The organism is Sphingosinicella xenopeptidilytica, assembly GCF_042676985.1.
In the GTDB taxonomy this organism is placed as follows: domain Bacteria; phylum Pseudomonadota; class Alphaproteobacteria; order Sphingomonadales; family Sphingomonadaceae; genus Sphingosinicella; species Sphingosinicella xenopeptidilytica.
Window position 1 is genome coordinate 528,708 of record NZ_JBHTIK010000002.1, and the last position, 16,610, is coordinate 545,317.

Annotated in this window: 14 protein-coding genes; 12 read left to right on the forward strand and 2 right to left on the reverse strand. The window is 66.5% G+C overall.

Translation table 11 applies throughout. The features are described 5' to 3' along the window. The first annotated feature begins 11 nt into the window (after positions 1-11). The 4 genes from ACFQ00_RS05455 (at position 12) to ftsH (ending at position 4,802) form a co-directional block, all read left to right on the forward strand. Positions 12-884: a helix-turn-helix domain-containing protein gene (locus ACFQ00_RS05455; RefSeq protein ID WP_381487321.1), complete on the forward strand. Its 873-nt coding sequence runs from the start codon at positions 12-14 to the stop codon at positions 882-884. Positions 885-954: 70 nt separating this feature from the next. Beyond that, positions 955-1,842, forward strand: coding sequence for a hypothetical protein (locus ACFQ00_RS05460; protein WP_381487323.1), 888 nt, complete (start codon positions 955-957; stop codon positions 1,840-1,842). After that, positions 1,814-2,785: a tRNA lysidine(34) synthetase TilS gene (tilS, locus tag ACFQ00_RS05465; protein ID WP_381487326.1), complete on the forward strand. Its 972-nt coding sequence runs from the start codon at positions 1,814-1,816 to the stop codon at positions 2,783-2,785. Before ACFQ00_RS05460 ends, tilS begins: the two co-directional genes overlap by 29 nt. Positions 2,786-2,858: 73 nt before the next feature. Beyond that, positions 2,859-4,802, forward strand: a complete 1,944-nt coding sequence (gene ftsH, locus ACFQ00_RS05470) for an ATP-dependent zinc metalloprotease FtsH (protein WP_381487329.1) — start codon at positions 2,859-2,861, stop codon at positions 4,800-4,802. A 56-nt stretch (positions 4,803-4,858) separates the two neighbouring features. Here the strand turns inward: ftsH and ACFQ00_RS05475 are convergent, their stop codons facing one another. Then, positions 4,859-6,610, reverse strand: coding sequence for a DUF885 domain-containing protein (locus tag ACFQ00_RS05475; RefSeq protein ID WP_381487332.1), 1,752 nt, complete (start codon positions 6,608-6,610; stop codon positions 4,859-4,861). A gap of 204 nt (positions 6,611-6,814) precedes the next feature. Here ACFQ00_RS05475 and ACFQ00_RS05480 point away from each other — a divergent pair, with 204 nt between their 5' ends. The 4 genes from ACFQ00_RS05480 (at position 6,815) to ACFQ00_RS05495 (ending at position 11,160) form a co-directional block, all read left to right on the forward strand. Further along, positions 6,815-7,855, forward strand: coding sequence for a hypothetical protein (locus ACFQ00_RS05480; RefSeq protein ID WP_381487335.1), 1,041 nt, complete (start codon positions 6,815-6,817; stop codon positions 7,853-7,855). A gap of 99 nt (positions 7,856-7,954) precedes the next feature. Continuing rightward, on the forward strand, positions 7,955-9,412 hold the full coding sequence (locus tag ACFQ00_RS05485; protein ID WP_381487339.1) for a coniferyl aldehyde dehydrogenase: 1,458 nt from the start codon (positions 7,955-7,957) through the stop codon (positions 9,410-9,412). After that, on the forward strand, positions 9,409-10,296 hold the full coding sequence (locus ACFQ00_RS05490; protein WP_381487344.1) for a pirin family protein: 888 nt from the start codon (positions 9,409-9,411) through the stop codon (positions 10,294-10,296). Before ACFQ00_RS05485 ends, ACFQ00_RS05490 begins: the two co-directional genes overlap by 4 nt. Positions 10,297-10,395: 99 nt before the next feature. After that, entirely contained in the window at positions 10,396-11,160 is a 765-nt protein-coding gene (locus tag ACFQ00_RS05495) for a hypothetical protein (RefSeq protein ID WP_381487347.1), read from the forward strand. Positions 11,161-11,221: 61 nt separating this feature from the next. Here ACFQ00_RS05495 and ACFQ00_RS05500 read toward each other — a convergent pair whose 3' ends face one another. Continuing rightward, complete coding sequence (locus ACFQ00_RS05500) at positions 11,222-11,911, reverse strand: PEP-CTERM sorting domain-containing protein (RefSeq protein ID WP_381487349.1); 690 nt, start codon at positions 11,909-11,911, stop codon at positions 11,222-11,224. A gap of 353 nt (positions 11,912-12,264) precedes the next feature. Between ACFQ00_RS05500 and ACFQ00_RS05505 the strand changes: the two genes are divergently transcribed. From ACFQ00_RS05505 to ACFQ00_RS05520, 4 genes are all read left to right on the forward strand, one after another. After that, positions 12,265-13,335, forward strand: a complete 1,071-nt coding sequence (locus tag ACFQ00_RS05505; RefSeq protein WP_381487352.1) for a PepSY-associated TM helix domain-containing protein — start codon at positions 12,265-12,267, stop codon at positions 13,333-13,335. After that, positions 13,332-13,928 carry an FMN-binding negative transcriptional regulator gene (locus ACFQ00_RS05510; protein WP_381487355.1) on the forward strand — a complete coding sequence of 199 codons (597 nt, stop codon included), beginning with the start codon at positions 13,332-13,334 and terminating at the stop codon, positions 13,926-13,928. The genes ACFQ00_RS05505 and ACFQ00_RS05510 overlap by 4 nt, the downstream gene beginning before the upstream one ends. A 72-nt stretch (positions 13,929-14,000) precedes the next feature. Further along, positions 14,001-15,524 carry an APC family permease gene (locus tag ACFQ00_RS05515; RefSeq protein ID WP_381487358.1) on the forward strand — a complete coding sequence of 508 codons (1,524 nt, stop codon included), beginning with the start codon at positions 14,001-14,003 and terminating at the stop codon, positions 15,522-15,524. Positions 15,525-15,528: 4 nt separating this feature from the next. Next, positions 15,529-16,512: an alpha/beta hydrolase gene (locus ACFQ00_RS05520; protein WP_381487361.1), complete on the forward strand. Its 984-nt coding sequence runs from the start codon at positions 15,529-15,531 to the stop codon at positions 16,510-16,512. Positions 16,513-16,610 lie beyond the last annotated feature (98 nt).

Genomic DNA, 16,610 nt, shown 5'->3' on the forward strand with positions numbered 1-16,610 from the left:
GAGGGTTTTGGGTGAGCGACGAGCTGGAAACGCAGGACGGTATCAATCTCGGCGGCGCGCGTCATATCGGCGAGGTGCTGAGTGCGCGGCGGCTGGAACTCGGCCGGGAGTTGGCCGACATTGCCCATCAGACCCGCGTGCCGCTGCGACACCTGACCGCGATCGAAGAAGGCAAACACGATACGTTGCCGGCGCTTCCCTACACGATCGGTTTCGTGAAATCTTACGCGCGCATACTGGGCCTCGATCCGGATACGACGGCGGAGCAGTTTCGCCGCGAAACGACGAAGCCCGACCGGGTGATCCCCACGATGGATCACGAGCCGATCGAGGACGTGCGCGTACCGACGCGCGCCGCGGCGCTGCTCGGTATCGTGCTGCTTGGCGTTGTCATACTTGCCGTCGCCGCGTGGGGCCTCGGCTGGTTCGGCGGTGACGAGGCGCCTGCTGTGGCGGAAGCGCCGGCGGGATCGGATGACGGCGCGACCGTTGCTGTGGATACGCCGCCGGCGCCGCAGGCTTCATCACCTGGCGTGGCGGAAGTGCCTGCGACCGACGCCGCGACGGCTGCTGCGGCGACGCCCGCGCCTGCAGTGCCGACGGGCGGTGCGATCGTCGTCACCGCGCGCGAGGATGCGTGGGTGAAGATTTACGAGGTTGGCTCCGGCCGCTCCGTGTTCCAGGGCGTGATGGCGGCGGGCGACCGTTATGAGGTTCCCGCGGATCGACAAGATTTGCTGCTCTGGACGGGTCGCGCCGGCGCGCTCGACCTCACCGTGGGCGGCACGGCGATTCCACCGCTCGGCGCCGCGACGCAGACGGTTCGCGATGTGCCGCTGACGGCGGCGGGTCTCGCAGCGCGGGCGCAGCCGCGCGCGGAGTGATGCGCTTCAGTTTCAGGCAAGGGACGGGCTGCTAGGCTCGGCCCTGCGTCTATCAATTGTCGGGAAAGTCATGATGAAATTCAAACCTTTGCTCCTTTTGACCCTGCCGCTGTTGCTCCCTGCGGTGCCCGCCGCCGCGCAGCAGACCGCCCAGCAGGTGGAAGGCCGGGTGAAGAAGCTGGAAAGCGAAATGCGCGCCGTGCAGCGCAAGGTGTTTCCGGGCGGTTCCAAAGAGTATTTCGAGGCGGAAATTCAAGCGCCTGCTGCGCCGGTGACGGCGCCGGGCGTGCCTGCCTCCAACCCGCTGAGCGACCTCTCGCGCCGCGTCGATTCGCTCGAAAGCCAGCTCACCACGATGACCGGGCAGATCGAGGAAAACAGCTTCAAGGTACGTCAGCTTGAAGCCGCGCTTGAGAAGTTCAAGACCGACGCCGAGTTCCGCCTGACCACGCTGGAGGGCGGCGCGCCGCCGCCCGCGGCGGGGACCGCAGGCGTGTTCCCGCCCCCCGGCGCGCCGACGGCACCCGCGACCACACCGCCTCAGCAGGCCGCAGCCGCACCGCTGACACCTGAGCAGGAATATAACGCCGCCTACGGCCTCGTGACCGCCAAGAACTATCCGGCGGCCGAGAAGGCGCTTTCTGCCTTCATCGCGAAGAACCCGAAGCACGCCCGCGCCAGCAACGCGCAATATTGGCTGGGCCGCACCTATTTCGCGCAGAACCAGCCGGTTCAGGCAGCGCGCACGCTGCTCGAAAACTACCAGAAACGGCCGGAGGGCGAACGCGCGCCGGAAAGCCTGCTCTGGCTCGGCAAGTCACTGATGGCGTTCTCGCCGCCCAGTCCGCAGAAGGCGTGCGAGGCCTTTGATCAGCTTGAGGAGAGCTACGGCAAGAAACTCTCGCAGTCGCTCCGCACGCAGCTCGTGGATGCCCGCTCGGCAGCCCGCTGCGGCTGACCCCGGCCTGACGCCGGAGCGCTTCCGTGCGGCGGTCGAGGCGCTGGCGCCTGATCTTCGCGGAGGGGTCGCGCTCGCCGTCTCGGGCGGGCCGGACAGCCTTGCGCTGCTGCTCCTCGCGCACCGCGCCGGTTTCGACGCTGTGGCGCTTACGGTCGATCATCGACTCCGGCCCGAGGCCGCGGCGGAAGCGCGCCATGTCGCTGCTATCGCCGCGGGGCTCGGCGTGCCGCACGTCACGCTTGCCGTCGATGTCCCGCAGACGGCGAGCGTGCAGGCGGCGGCGCGGGGTGCGCGCTATGCGGCGATGGCGGGCTGGTGCGATGCCAATGGCCTGCGCTGGCTGATGACCGCGCACCATGCCGACGATCAGGCCGAGACGCTGCTGATGCGCCTGTCGCGCGGCAGTGGGCTTGGCGGCATGGCGGGAATCCGGGCGCGGCGGCCTGTGGAGGGGCATGCTGTCACTCTGCTGCGCCCGCTGCTTGGCGCGCGCAAGGCTGATCTCGTGGCGCTGGTGGCGGAGGCGGGTATCGCGGCTGTCGATGATCCGAGCAACCGGAGTGATGCATACGATCGAACCGGTGCGCGGGCGTTGCTGGCGGGGGGAGGGGTGGACGCAGGGGGTGCGGTTGCGACGGCCGTGCATCTTGCGGAGGCTGAGGCGGCGCTTCAGTGGGTGGTGGATGAGGCCTGGGCCGGGCGGGCGAGTGTCTCGGGGGAGGCTATCGCGCTCGATACGCGGGGGCTTCCGGCCGAACTGGTTCGGCGGCTCGTGCTCAGGGCGTTTCGCGAGATGCAGGGTGTCGAGCCCGATGGTCCGGCGCTCCAGCGTTTGCTTGCCGGGCAGGGTGGCACGCTGGGGGGCGTGCTCGTGGAGGGCGGTCCGCTGTGGCGCTTCCGGGCCGAGCCGCCGCGAAAAATGCGCACATCCACCGAATAGGCCGCAATAGCGGTTGTCGTTAACGGCTGCGTGCCTATCTTAGAACCGAACCCTTTTCAGGAATACGAACCAGATGGACGAGAACAAGAAGCGACCGACCGGACCCTGGGGCAAGAGCCTCGCCATGTGGGCGGTCATCCTGCTCGCGGTCGTCGTGCTCGTTTCGGTCTACAACGCGCCGCAGTCCCAGGGCGCGGTGCAGCAGATCGCCTATTCTGAGTTCATCACCAAGGTGAACGAGGGTGCCGTCCGCGAGGTCGACATCCGCGGGCAGGACATCGCGGGCCGCCTCACCAGCGGCGAGATGTTCAGCACCTATTCGCCGGGCGACCCCGGCCTCGTCGAGCGCCTCGAAGCCTCGGGCGTCAAGTTCAAGGCGCAGCCGGAGGAAAGCCGCTCGCTGCTCGCCGCGATTCTCATCAACATCCTGCCGTTCCTCCTCATCCTCGGCATCTGGATCTTCGTGATGCAGCGGATGCAGAACGGCGCGGGCAAGGGCGCGATGGGCTTCGGCAAGAGCCGCGCCAAGCTGCTCACCGAAAAGCAGGGCCGCGTGACCTTCGATGATGTCGCGGGCATCGATGAAGCGCGCGAAGAGCTTGAGGAAATCGTCGACTTCCTGAAGGATCCGGGTCGCTTCTCGCGCCTCGGCGGCAAGATTCCGAAGGGTGCGCTGCTCGTCGGCTCGCCCGGCACCGGCAAGACGCTGCTCGCGCGCGCCATCGCAGGCGAGGCGAACGTGCCGTTCTTCACGATTTCGGGCTCCGACTTCGTCGAGATGTTCGTGGGCGTCGGCGCCAGCCGCGTGCGCGACATGTTCGAGCAGGCGAAGAAATCCGCTCCCTGCATCATCTTCATCGACGAAATCGACGCGGTCGGCCGCCATCGCGGCGCGGGCCTCGGCGGCGGCAACGACGAGCGCGAGCAGACGCTGAACCAGCTTCTCGTCGAGATGGACGGCTTCGACGCGAACGAAGGCATCATCATCATCGCCGCGACGAACCGGCCGGACGTGCTCGACCCCGCGCTGCTGCGCCCCGGCCGCTTCGACCGTCAGGTCGTCGTGCCGCGCCCGGACATCGAGGGCCGCGAGAAGATTCTGCGCGTCCACATGCGCAAGGTGCCGCTGGCGCCGGATGTCGATGCCCGCACCATCGCGCGCGGCACGCCCGGCTTCTCGGGCGCCGATCTTGCGAACCTCGTGAACGAAGCGGCGCTGATGGCGGCGCGCAAGTCGAAGCGCCTCGTCGGCATGGCCGAGTTCGAGGAAGCCAAGGACAAGGTCATGATGGGCAGCGAGCGCCGCTCGATGATCATGACCGAGGACGAGAAGAAGATGACCGCCTATCACGAGGCCGGTCACGCCATCGTCGCGCTGCACGAGGCGGCGTCCGATCCGATCCACAAGGCGACGATCATTCCGCGCGGCCGCGCGCTCGGCATGGTCATGCGCCTGCCGGAGCGGGACCAATACAGCTACCACCGCGACAAGATGCACGCTAACCTTGCCGTCTCGATGGGCGGCCGTGTCGCCGAAGAGATCATCTTCGGCTACGACAAGGTCTCCTCGGGCGCCTCGTCGGACATCCAGTACGCGACCGATCTGGCGCGCAGCATGGTCACGCAGTGGGGGCTTTCCGACAAGCTCGGCCCGATGAAGCTCGCGGAAAACCAGGAAGAGGTCTTCCTCGGCCACAGCGTCACCAAGACGCAGAATGTGTCCGAACAGACCGCGCAGCTGATTGATCACGAGATCAAGGAGATCGTGATGCGTGGCTATGAGCGGGCGAAGAGCCTGCTCACCGAGAACAGCGAAGAGCTGCACACGCTCGCGCAGGCGCTGCTCGAATACGAGACGCTCTCGGGTGACGAGATCAAGGCGCTGCTCGCCGGCGAAGGCGTGGACCGCGACCGCGGTGCCCGCAATCGTCCCGCCCCTGTCTCCACGGGCGTCAGCGCCATCCCGAAGACGGGCAAGCGCGGCTTCGGCGGGGAGCCGAGCCCGCAGGGCGTGTAGTCCGCGGCATCAGACACGAAGGACGGGGCGCTTCGGCGCCCCGTTTTCGTTCGGTCTTACTTCGTGCAAGCCTTCCGCGCCGCCATCTGCCAGGCCTCGATCCGGCCGCGCAGGGCTTTCAGCGGCAGCGCGCCGCCGGAGAGAACCTGCTGGTGGAAGGCGCGCAGATCGAAGCATTTCCCGAGCGACGATTCCGATTCCGCGCGCAATGCCGCGATTTCGAGGCCACCGCTGTCGTATGATGTGAGCTGGCCGGGAATGACCGCGATCCGGTCCAGCATGTCCGCTGCGGCAGCCTCGTCGAAGCGGCCGCTTTCGACGAGATAGGCCATGGCCTTCTCACGGCTCCAGCCGAACATGTGGATGCCCGGATCGACAACCATGCCGCGTGCCATCCACGCGCGCCGTGTGATGCCCGCGTAGGGCGTTTCATAAACGCCCAGTTCCTCCGCCAAACGTTCCGAATAGCGCGCCCAGCCTTCGACATAAGCGCCGGTGAGCGCGATGCGGAGCAGCGGCACCTTCGCCGCCAGTTCCTGTGTCATGGCGATCTGCAGGTGATGGCCGGGGATCGTCTCGTGCACGACCGTGACTTCGGCGCCGCCTTTCGTCTCGGTCTTCCAGTGATCGAGCGGCAGCATGTAACGGCCCGGTTTCGAAGGATCAGGCTCGGGGAGATAGTGCGCGGGAACGCCGCTTCCCGCCTCGGTCGCGGGCAGCACCTCGATCGCCGCGGGCTGCTTCGGGAGCTGCTGGAAAGCGGCGGCGCTGAGTTTCGTCGTCCGCGCGAGGCTCCGCTTCGAGAAATCGACCAGTTCATCGGCCGTGGCGAAATGATTGTCCGGTGCGTCCTTCACCGCGGCAAGGGTGGCAGCGAGATCGGAGGTTCCGAAGCGCTTGCCGCCGATCGCGATGATATCTTTCACGTTTTGCGCAACGGCCGCCTCGCCGACCGCCATGACCTCGGCGGGCGTGCGGTCCAGCGTCGTCGAGGCACGAAGCAGCGCTTGGTAGCAGGCGCCGCCGTTGGGCAGCTCCGAAAGCGCAATGCCTTCGCGCGCTTTGGGCAGATACTCTTCGGCGAGGAAATCGCGATAGCGTTTCAGCGCGCCGTGCACGCCCTCCGCAACGATGGGCCTGAAGCGGGCCTTGAAGGCGGCGTCACCATCGGCCCGGGCTGGGGCATAGAAGGGGGATTGTTCGGCGGGCAGCGCGAGCAGCCGGTCGAGCTGGCCAACGACGCGGGTGACGACCGAGCGCGGCACGGCATAACCCTGCTTCAGGCCTTCACGGAGGTTGGCGATATCCTGATCGGCGTAAGCGGGTAGGCCTTCCCAGCGCCGGATCGCATCTTCACGTGCATCGGGCGTGCCGGTGGCCTGCGCCTGCGCAAGCCGCGAAAGCGTGACCTGCCACCCGGTCATGTGGCTGATGCTCCACAGGGGTTGATTGCAAACCCGCAGCCCGCGCGCGGCTTCGAGGCCGTCCGCCATCAGCGCGTAGGAGGCGCGGCCGGCATCGTCGAGCTTTGCTTCGTCCAGGCCTTTCAGGTCTTGCCACAGCCGGTCTTCCTCCGCCGCGACGGCGTTCAGGGTTTCAGGGGCGATGGGCGGCAGTGCCGACTGGCGTGCGCCCTCGATCCCGGAAAGCGGCACGAGTTCGGGGCTGCTGCGGAGCAGGAGTGCGATGTAGCGACCGGAGAGCGCGTCGATTGTGGGTTGCGCCGCTGCTGTTTTCGGCACGGCCGCGGATGCAAGAACGAATGCTGCTGCTGTGAAACCTGTGAATACCGGCCGCGATATACGCATCGCTACCCTCCCGTTTTCTTCCTCGTCCCGCCGGTCTCTATGGCGCCCCGGACCACGGCGACGCAATCCCGATAAAGACAAAATTTTCGTAATGGAGAATTTCAAGGCACGCTAAACCGAGTTGAGGTTCCACTCAGCTTGCGTTCATTCCCTTCGTCACATAGTCGAAACGACCATGTGGGATGGACGGGGAAGGGGGCTTTCATGCTGAAGCGTGCGCTGTTTATGGCTCTGGTGCTGGCGTCGGGGACGGCTGCCGCGCAGACGAATGTGCCTCCCGAAGAGCTTTACGGCCGCTATGCGCCGGGCGGGGACTGTTCGAAGCAGCCGCGCATCGAAGTGGGCAAGGCGGGCGTGGTCATCGATACGGCGGCGGGGCGGCAGGGGCCGCTTCCCATCGACGTCTGCTATTCCTGCGCGGGCGGCGCGCAGTACGAAGGCATCCAGCGCTGGGTCGGGATCAAGTACGGCAAGGACAAGTGGGGCGGGGACAACATGCCCGTGATCATGATGTTCAACGCCGAGGAGAAGCGCGGCGCGGTCCAGATCGAGCATGACGATACGCTGAAGACGCCGATCGGCGCGCCGATGACGCAGGTTGTGCGTGCGAAGCTGTTTCGCCAGTGCGGGGCTGCGGCGCCCGCCGCGCCTTCCGCTGCTGCAGCCAAGCCGGCGCCTGCGGCGGTTCCTCCGAAGGCGGCTGTGGCCGCGAAAACGCCCGCGGATGGTTTCGCGGCCGTGCTCGGCGGGCTGCTGAAGCCGGGGGACTATCCGGCGAACAGCTTTTACGACTGGCGGCATATCGAAACCGCACCGCACGTCACGTGGGCGGCGCTGCCGCCCGAGATGCTCGACAAGCCGATGTCGAACGGCGAGTATTTCCGCCGCGCGGGCATCGCGACCGTCGCCGGGCAGCAAGTGAAGGTGCTTGCGGGCGGCGCGCGCACGATGGTGATGAACCTCTATTTCAAGAACGAGGGGAAACCGATCGGTACGCCTGCCCTGCTCGCGGCGCTGAAGGGTGCGGGCTACACAGCGACGCTCGCGCGCTGCCCGAAGCTGAAGGGCCTGAACGCGCCGGTTTGGTATCGTCTTTCGGCGCCGGGCAAGCGCCCCGGCTATCTGTGGGTGACGGGCGCACGGCCGCCGCAGCAGCCGTGGGAAGGCTTCAGCCTTTCGCTCGACGAGGCGATGAAGCCGCTGACCCCGCGCGAGGCGGCGGTCTATACGGACAAATGCGCCTGAAAAGCCGCCGCTCGACCTGACGATTTCGCCCGGGTGGCGGGATGCGCCGCCACCGGTTAAAGTGCCGCTCAAATCCAAGCGTTTTGAGGGAGACGCGTTATGGCGACTGCGGCCATTCTGCCGGGTGAGGCGAAATCCATTGAAGCGATGACGGCGCTGCTGGCGCGGCAGCGTGCGGCATTCATGGCGGAATTGCCCGTTGCCGCTGCTGTCCGCAAGGATCGCCTGCGCCGGGCGGTCGACCTCGTGCTGACGCATCAGGACCGGTTCGTGAAGGCGCTCTCGGAGGATTTCGGCCACCGGAGCGCCGAGCAGACGCTGGTGACGGACATCATGGCTTCGGTGAAGCCGCTGAAGCACGCGATCAAGCACCTGGACGCGTGGATGCGACCGGAGCGGCGGAAGCTCGATTTCCCGCTCGGCCTGCTCGGCGCGAAGGCGGAGGTCGTGTATCAGCCCAAGGGCGTCGTCGGCATCATCAGCCCGTGGAACTTCCCGGTGAACCTGACCTTCGGGCCGCTCGCGGGCGTGTTCGCGGCCGGGAACCGGGCGATGGTGAAGCCGTCTGAATTTACGCCCGTGACTTCCGCGCTGATGGCGGAGCTTGCGGGCCGTGCGTTCGACGAGACGGAACTGGGCTTCGTCATCGGCGGGCCGGAGGTGGGCAAGGCGTTTTCGGGGCTGGCGTTCGATCACCTGATTTTCACGGGGGCCACGGCGGTCGCGAAGCATATCCTCCACGCGGCGGCGGAGAACCTCGTGCCGGTGACACTGGAGCTTGGCGGCAAATCGCCCGTGATCGTCTCGCGCAGCGCCGATATCGCGCAGACGACGGAGCGTGTCGCGCTCGGCAAGATGATGAACGCGGGCCAGATCTGCCTTGCGCCCGATTACCTGCTCGTGCCCAGCGAGAAGGAGGGCGAGGTCGTCGAGGGGCTGAAGACGGCGGCGGCGAAGATGTATCCGTCGCTCCTCGCCAACGACGACTACACGTCGGTGGTGAACGCGCGCCACCGCGAGCGCCTGCAGGGCCTGCTCGACGATGCGGCCGCGAAGGGCGCCGAGATCGTCACGGTGAACCCGGCGAACGAGGACTTTTCGAACACCAACTCGAACAAGATGCCGCTCAGCATCGTGCGCAACGTTTCGGACGACATGCGCGTAATGCAGGAGGAGATTTTCGGGCCGGTGCTGCCGGTGAAGACCTACCGCGAGACGGACGAGGCGGTGGCGTTCGTGAACGGGCGCGACCGGCCGCTCGGGCTCTATTACTTCGGCACGGACGGTGCGGAGGAGCGGCGCGTGCTGGATCGCACGGTGTCGGGCGGTGTCACGGTGAACGACGTGATCTTTCACGTGACGGCGGAGGATTTGCCGTTTGGCGGCGTGGGCCCGTCCGGCATGGGGAGCTACCATGGGGCGGACGGTTTCCGCACGTTCAGCCACGCGAAGAGCGTCTATCGCCAGCCGAAGCTTGACCTTGCGGGCCTCGCGGGCTTGAAACCTCCCTACGGGAAGAAAACCCGCGCCACGCTCGCAAGGGAACTGAAGCCATGATTCTCCGCCGCATCGAAGGCCGCCGCCGTGATCTTGGAGGGGGCTTCGTGGTGCGGCGGGTGCTTCCGGTGGCGGGCCAGCGCATGGTGGGGCCGTTCATCTTCTGGGACCATTTCGGGCCGGTGGACTATGCGCCCGGCGAGCGTTTCGACGTGCGCCCGCACCCGCACATCAACCTTGCCACGGTCACCTATTTGTTCGAGGGCGAGATCTTTCATCGGGACTGCCTCGGCAGCGCGCAGGCGATCCGCCCCGGCGCGGTGAACTGGATGACGGCGGGGCGGGGCATCACGCATTCCGAACGCACCTCGCCGGAAGTGCAGGCGGCGGGCCAGCGCATGGAAGGCATTCAGGCGTGGGTGGCGCTCCCGAAAACGCACGAGGAGGTGGAGCCGAGCTTCGTGCATCATCCGGCGGACACGCTGCCGGTGATCGAACGGGACGGGGCGCGGCTCACGGTGATCGCGGGCACGGCCTACGGCAAACAGTCCCCTGTCGGTGTCGTCTGGCCGACGTTCTACGTGGACGTGGATGCTAAGGCGGGCGCCACGATCGATGTCTCCACCGAGCATGAGGAGCGCGCGATCTATGTGGCGAGCGGCCGCATCGCGCTCACCGGCGGCGAGGTTGCCGAGGAGGCGACGATGCTCGTGCTCGAACCCGGCGCGACGGTGGAATGGACGGCGGAGACCGATGCGCGCGTGCTGATGCTCGGCGGCAAGGCGATGGACGGGCCGCGCGAGATTTGGTGGAACTTCGTCTCCTCCCGCCCGGGGCGCATCAACCAGGCCATTGAGGACTGGGAGGCTGACCGTTTCGCACACATTCCGGGTGATGACGACGAGCGTATCCCGCTGCCGAACGATCCGCGGCCGAAGACGTAACGGAGCCCGCCCGGAACGGCTTGTTTTGAACGCATTGGCGCCGTATCGCTGAGCCGCGTCCGGGTATCAGCCGCCCGGTTTCTTGCCGGGATCGCTCGCGTGTTCCAGTCTGTGGGTGTATTTTTCCGTTCCCTGCCCGCGCGGTTTCGCGCGGGGTTCGAGCGGCGCGCCGCGGGCATCCTGTTTGCGCTCTTCATCGAAGGGCTGTTGGCACTGCTGCTGCTGACGCTGGTACCCTCGATTTCCGAGAAGGTGGTGCCGATGGCGGTGTTCCGGCTCGACATGATCCGCGATGAAGAGCCCGAGAGCGAGGCCGAAGCCCCAGAAACGCAAAGCGCCGCCGCGCAGCCGTCGGAGCTGAAATCTCCGCCGAAACCGGTCGAACCCCCGCCGGTTCCGATCGAACTGCCGGTGATCCAGCTTTCGCGCGAGGAGATGGCGGCAACCGACATCGCGAATCTGCCGCCGCCGACTGCGCCCGCGCCGCGGCCCATGATGGGGCCGCCCGCGCCGACGTTTGCCGGCGATAGCCAGCGCGTCGACGGGACGGGGCCGAACGGCGAGCCGCTTTATGCGGCGTCGTGGTACCGCGAGCCCTATGACGACGAACTGGCCGGCTATCTTTCGACGGCGCGGGGGCCGGGGTGGGGCCTCATCGCGTGCCGCACGGTGCAGGATTTCCGCGTCGAGGATTGCGTGGCGCTCGGTGAATACCCGCAGGGCTCGAACATCGCACGCTCGGTGCTCGCCGCCGCGTGGCAGTTCCGCGTGCGCCCGCCGCAGATCGGCGGACGGGCGATGATCGGCGAATGGGTGCGCATCCGCATCGACTATGGTCTCGAACGGCGCGCGGCGCGTCACTAGGGCCTAAAAAGAAAACGGCGGCCCTTTCGGACCGCCGTTTCTTTCAGCGTATGAGGCCGGTTTACTTCGCCTTGCGGCGGCGCGCTGCGCCGAGGCCGGCGAGGCCGAGGCCGAAGAGGGCCAGCGCAGCCGGTTCCGGTGTGTCGACGGGCGGCGGCGGGATCAGATCGCCGGTGATGAGGACGTTGTCGATCTTCACCCAGTCTTCCCTGTCGTCCCAAGACTTCGTCTTCCACTTCGTGCACTTGCCCTTGCGGTCGTATTTCGTGCACTCGACGGTGGAGTAAGAGTTGTTCTTCGAGACAAGCTTGAAGATGAGGTCGAGCCCAGCGACGTCCTCGACATCGAGCGCGAGCGATACGTTGTACCAGTTCCACGCGCTATCGAGCGAAACCGAATAGACGAGATCGCCGAAGTAGACCTCGAGCACGTCGCCGGCTTCGGTTTCCCAGGGCTTGTACTGGAACGACAGCACGATGTTCTCATAGCCCGTGAGGTCGATGTCGTTCTGCGTCGCCGTGACTTCGCCGGCGGGAGTCTGCTTCAGGCGCAGCACCTGGTCGCCAGCGCCGCGGCCGAAGAGATCGACTTCGCTCGTGTGGTTTTCAACCCAGCCGTTGCCGACCGTGCCGTGAACACCACGGTTGAAATTGTCCTGGAACAGAGTGGTCGCGTTCGCCGCGGTTGCGCCGGCCAGAAGGCCGATGGTCAGTGCAGAACCGAGCAGGTTCCGGATCATCGTCGAACGCATCAGAATCTCCATAACGTCAAAGTAACGAGCTTGACCTTGTTATACAAATGCCTAGCACGAACCGTGCCACCCAAGCTCTTTCAACGAATTTTATGGTTAATCATGTTTCGGTGTCGTAACTTTGTAATATATCCCGACACTGTTTTGGATTGATACGAAGTTGGGTTTCCGGGCTGCAAATTTGCCCGTGCGATGGCGCAATTGAGCAAATTGATGGCCTGTTTCGATAAGCGGCCCGGCCATGCCGCCTCTATGACAAGGGTATGGATGGGCGCTTTCCGGCACGCTTGTGGGCGATGCGCTCGTCGGTGGTGGGCGGCTGATCTTCGAATTGCCCTGAGGAGACAAAGCGGATGACGCTGAAAGCAAATCTGATCCGCTGGCACCGCTGGGCAGGCCTTGCAGCGGCGGCGTTCTGGCTTGTGCAGGCGCTGACCGGCGTGCTGATCGTCTTTCACTGGGAAATCCGGGATGCATTCATCCCCGGCGCGCATCGGCAGACCGATCTTGCCGCGATCGAACGCACGGTTGGGCAATTGACTCCCGAAGGTTCGGGCGCGCGGCTCGGCTCGATCTGGACGGGCGCGGGTGCGCCCGATCGCTACGATGTGAGCATTACAGGCGATACACCGGAGGCAAGTCGCAGCGTCCGCATCGACGGGGCAGGGCAGATCCTCGTGGACGGTGATTACACGGGGCCGGCGGCGTGGACGACGCCTCTGGTGCTGATCCACCACAATCTGCTCGCCGGAGACACGGGAAGCTGGATCGTGGGGATCAGCGGCGTCCTGCTCGTTACCAATATTCTTTCCGGGCTCTATATCGCCTGGCCGAAGCGCGGCCAGTGGGGGCGTGCGCTGCGCGTGCAGCGCAAGGGCCAGGCGGCGGTACGCCACTACAGCTGGCACCGGGCGCTCGGCCTGATCGTGGGTGTTCCGGCGCTCGCGAGCATCACGGCAGGCGTGCTGCTGACCTTCGCGGGCGGCGTCGAGCGTATCGTACAGCCGGCGCCGATCGCGGCGCCTGCGGATGCGCCGGCGGGGGCGGCGAGCGTGGGCCTTGCCGCAGCGGCGGGAACCGCGCTTGCGGCCTATCCGGGATCAACGCTCGCGGCGGTCTATGCGCCGGATGGCGAACGACCTGTGTGGCAGATCCGCGTGACGCAGCCTGATGAGGCGCGGCGGGCTTACGGGGCGACGCGCGTGTTCGTGAGCGCGGTGGACGGCCGCATCCTCGCGCGCTTCGATGCGTTGGATGCTGCGCCCAGCCGTGCGTTCGTGGACGGGCTGTTCCCGTTCCACACAGGCGAGATGGGTGGGCTTGCCGGGCGTATCGCAGTCGCGGCGATCGGCGCGTGGCTCGTGACGATGATCATTGTCGGCGTCCTGCTCTGGGCGGCGCGGCGAAAGGTGAGGGCACGATGAGCGTTTTCATTCCGCGTGCTCAGGGCGATATCGCGGCGCTGATCGCCGCGCATCCGCTGGCGTGGATCGTCTCGAACGGGCCAGCGGGCTTCGTTTCGACGCCGCTGCCGCTTCTTGCCGAATGCGACGGCGAGGGGCGGGTGGTTGCGCTGTTCGGCCATTTCGCGAAGCGCAACCCGCACGTGGCGGCGCTGGAAGCCGATCCGCGCGCCGCGATCCTGTTTCAGGGCGCAGAGGGCTATGTGTCGCCGCGTCTCGTCTCCAATCCGACATGGGGCCCGACGTGGAACTATGCCGTCGTGCGCTTCGAGACCGAGGTGGTGTTCGTGCCCGACGAAACGCCGAGCGCGGTCGAGCGGCTGGCCGCGCATCTCGAAGGCACCGGCCCCGGCGCGTGGACGGTCGCGGAGATGGGCGCACGCGCGGTGCCGATGCTGGACCATATCGTCGCCTTCCGCGCGTGGGTGCTTTCGGAGCAGGCGACGTTCAAGCTGGGGCAGGACGAGAGCGCGCAGACCTTCGCGGAAATCGTGGAGCGCCACCCCAATGCGGCGCTCGCGGATGCGATGCGCGGGGCGGCCCGGAAGGAATGACGCCCGGCCCGATTGCGTGGGCGGGCACGCGCCGGCGGCAGTAAGCTGGCGCATCCTTGGGGGATTGAAGCCATGGCGCGTGCGCCGACCCGATATCTGATCCGCAAGCCGCTCGCCGACGTGCGCAGCGATATCGACCGCCACGGTCTTCACCGTGCTCTCGGCCCCGTGCATCTCGTGCTCATCGGCATCGGCTGCATCATCGGCGCGGGCGTCTATGTGATGACCGGCACGGCGGCGGCGAACTATGCCGGTCCGGCGGTGATGCTGTCGTTCGTGTTCGCGGGGCTCGCCTGCGCGTTCACAGGGCTTTGCTACGCCGAGCTTTCCTCGACGCTGCCGGTTTCGGGTGCCTCCTACAGCTATGCCTATGCCGCGCTTGGCGAGGCCTTCGCGTGGGGGCTCGGCTGGATGCTGATGCTCGAACTCGGGCTCGCCGGGTCCGCGCTTGCGGTGGGCGTTTCGGGGTATCTCGTCAGCCTGCTCGGGGATTTCGGCATTCATATCCCGGCGGTTCTGGCGACGCCGTTCATCCGGCCCGCAGCGGGCGAGGCGGGCACCGCGTTCGTGACCGGCGGCGGTATCAATCTCGTCGCAACGGCGGCGGTGCTGCTGTTTGCCTTCATCCTGGTGCGCGGCGTTTCGCAGTCCGCGACGATCAACGCCATCATGGTCACCGTGAAGGTCGGCGTGCTCATCGCCTTCATCATCTTCGGCCTGCCGCATGTCGACCCGGCGAACTGGAAGCCGTTCATCCCCGAGAACGAGGGTGGCTTCACTTACGGCTGGGCAGGCGTGCTGCGCGGCGCCTCGATCCTGTTCTTCGCCTATCTCGGCTTCGAGGCAGTGGCGACCGCCGCGCTCGAGGCGAAGAAGCCGCAGCGCGATATCCCGATCGGCATCCTCGGCGCGCTCGCCATCGCGACGATCGTCTACATGGCGGTGGCGGCGGTGCTCACCGGCCTCGTCTCCTACAAGATGCTGAACGTGCCCGATCCGGTTGCCGTCGCCGTTTCGGCGATCGGGATGCCGGTGCTCAGCATCGTCATCAAGGTGGGTGCGCTCACCGGGCTCTGTTCCGTGCTGATGGTGAACACCTACGCGCATTCGCGTGTATGCTATGCGATGTCGACGGACGGGCTCCTGCCACCGCTGTTCAGCCGCGTGCACGCGCGCTTCCGCACGCCGCACCAAGGCACGTGGTTCGTCGCACTGGCGGCGGGTATCGCCGCTGCGTTCCTGCCGATCTCGATGCTTGGCGATCTCGTCAGCCTCGGCACGGGCTGCGTGTTCATCACCGTGGCGATCAGCGTCATCTGGCTGCGCAGCACGCAGCCGGATCTGCCGCGCCCGTTCCGCGTGCCCTTTGGCAGCATCCGCATCGGGAACCTCTGGCTCGGCGTGGTGCCGATGCTCGCGTTCGCCTTCAGCGTCCTCATGATGGCGCCGGTGGTGCTCGACATCATCCGCAAGGCGATGGTCGGGGAGTGGCTGCCTGCCACCATTCTCGGCCTCTATATCGCCTTCGGCATCGCCTTCTACCTTCTCTACGGCGTGCGCCATTCGCGCCTGCGCCGCACCCTTTCGGAAGCCTGAACCCATGAACCAGACGACAGCCGGGGTCGCCGACGACCTCGATCCCGACATTCGCCGTTTCCAGCGCGAGATGGCCGCCGCCTACGGCCGTTACCCCGATTTCGACCGCCTGCCGCTCACCGAACGGCGCCGTATCGCGGAGGAGGTGCGTGCGCCGTGGGCCGCAGGCGGCCCGGTGATGCACAGCACCGAAACCCTGAACGTGGGTCCGTTTGGCGTTCGTATCCGCATCCATCGGCCGGACGCGCGACAGGTGCTGCCTGCGCTGATCTATGTTCACGGCGGCGGCTGGACGCTGTTCAGCCTCGACACGCATGACCGCCTCATGCGCGAGTATGCGGCGCGGGCCGGCGTTGCCGTCGTGGGCATCGACTACAGCCTGTCGCCCGAAGCGAAGTTCCCGCGGGCGCTCGACGAGATCGTTTCGGTGGTACGCTGGCTGCGCAGCGAGGGCGCGGCGCACGGGCTCGATCCGCAGCGGATCGCGATCGGCGGCGACTCGGCGGGTGGCAACCTTTCGGTCGCGGCCAATCTGGCGCTGCTTCGAGACGGTGATGCGCCGCTTTCCGCCATACTGGTGAACTACGGCGCCTTCGATCGGGAGTCGGTCTATCCGAGCTATGAGCGCTACGACGGGCCTGAATACAACCTCACGACCGCCGAGATGGCGGTGTTCTGGGCGAACTACCTGCGCGGGGCGCAGGATTTCAGCGACCCGCTGGCCTCCCCGATGAGGGCGGAGGTTGCGGGGCTGCCGCCGACGTTCTTCGCCGTTGCGGCCTGCGATGTGCTGGCGGACGAAAACAGGGCGATGGCGGACCGGCTGCGTGCCGCCGGCGTGCCGGTGATGCTTCGCGAATACGCGGGCGCGACCCACAGTTTTCTCGAAGCCGTGTCGATCTCGCCGCTGGCCGACCGTGCGTTTGCCGAAGCTTCGACGTGGCTGGCAGCGCAGATTTCTGCCAATAATGATAATGACTCGCAATAATGGCCTGATCGCGATACAGTTAGACCCTGCGCCGAAACGCCGTTCGGGCCCGGCGGGAGTAATCTCTGCCTCATAATCAACAAGAGGTTCGAAACTTC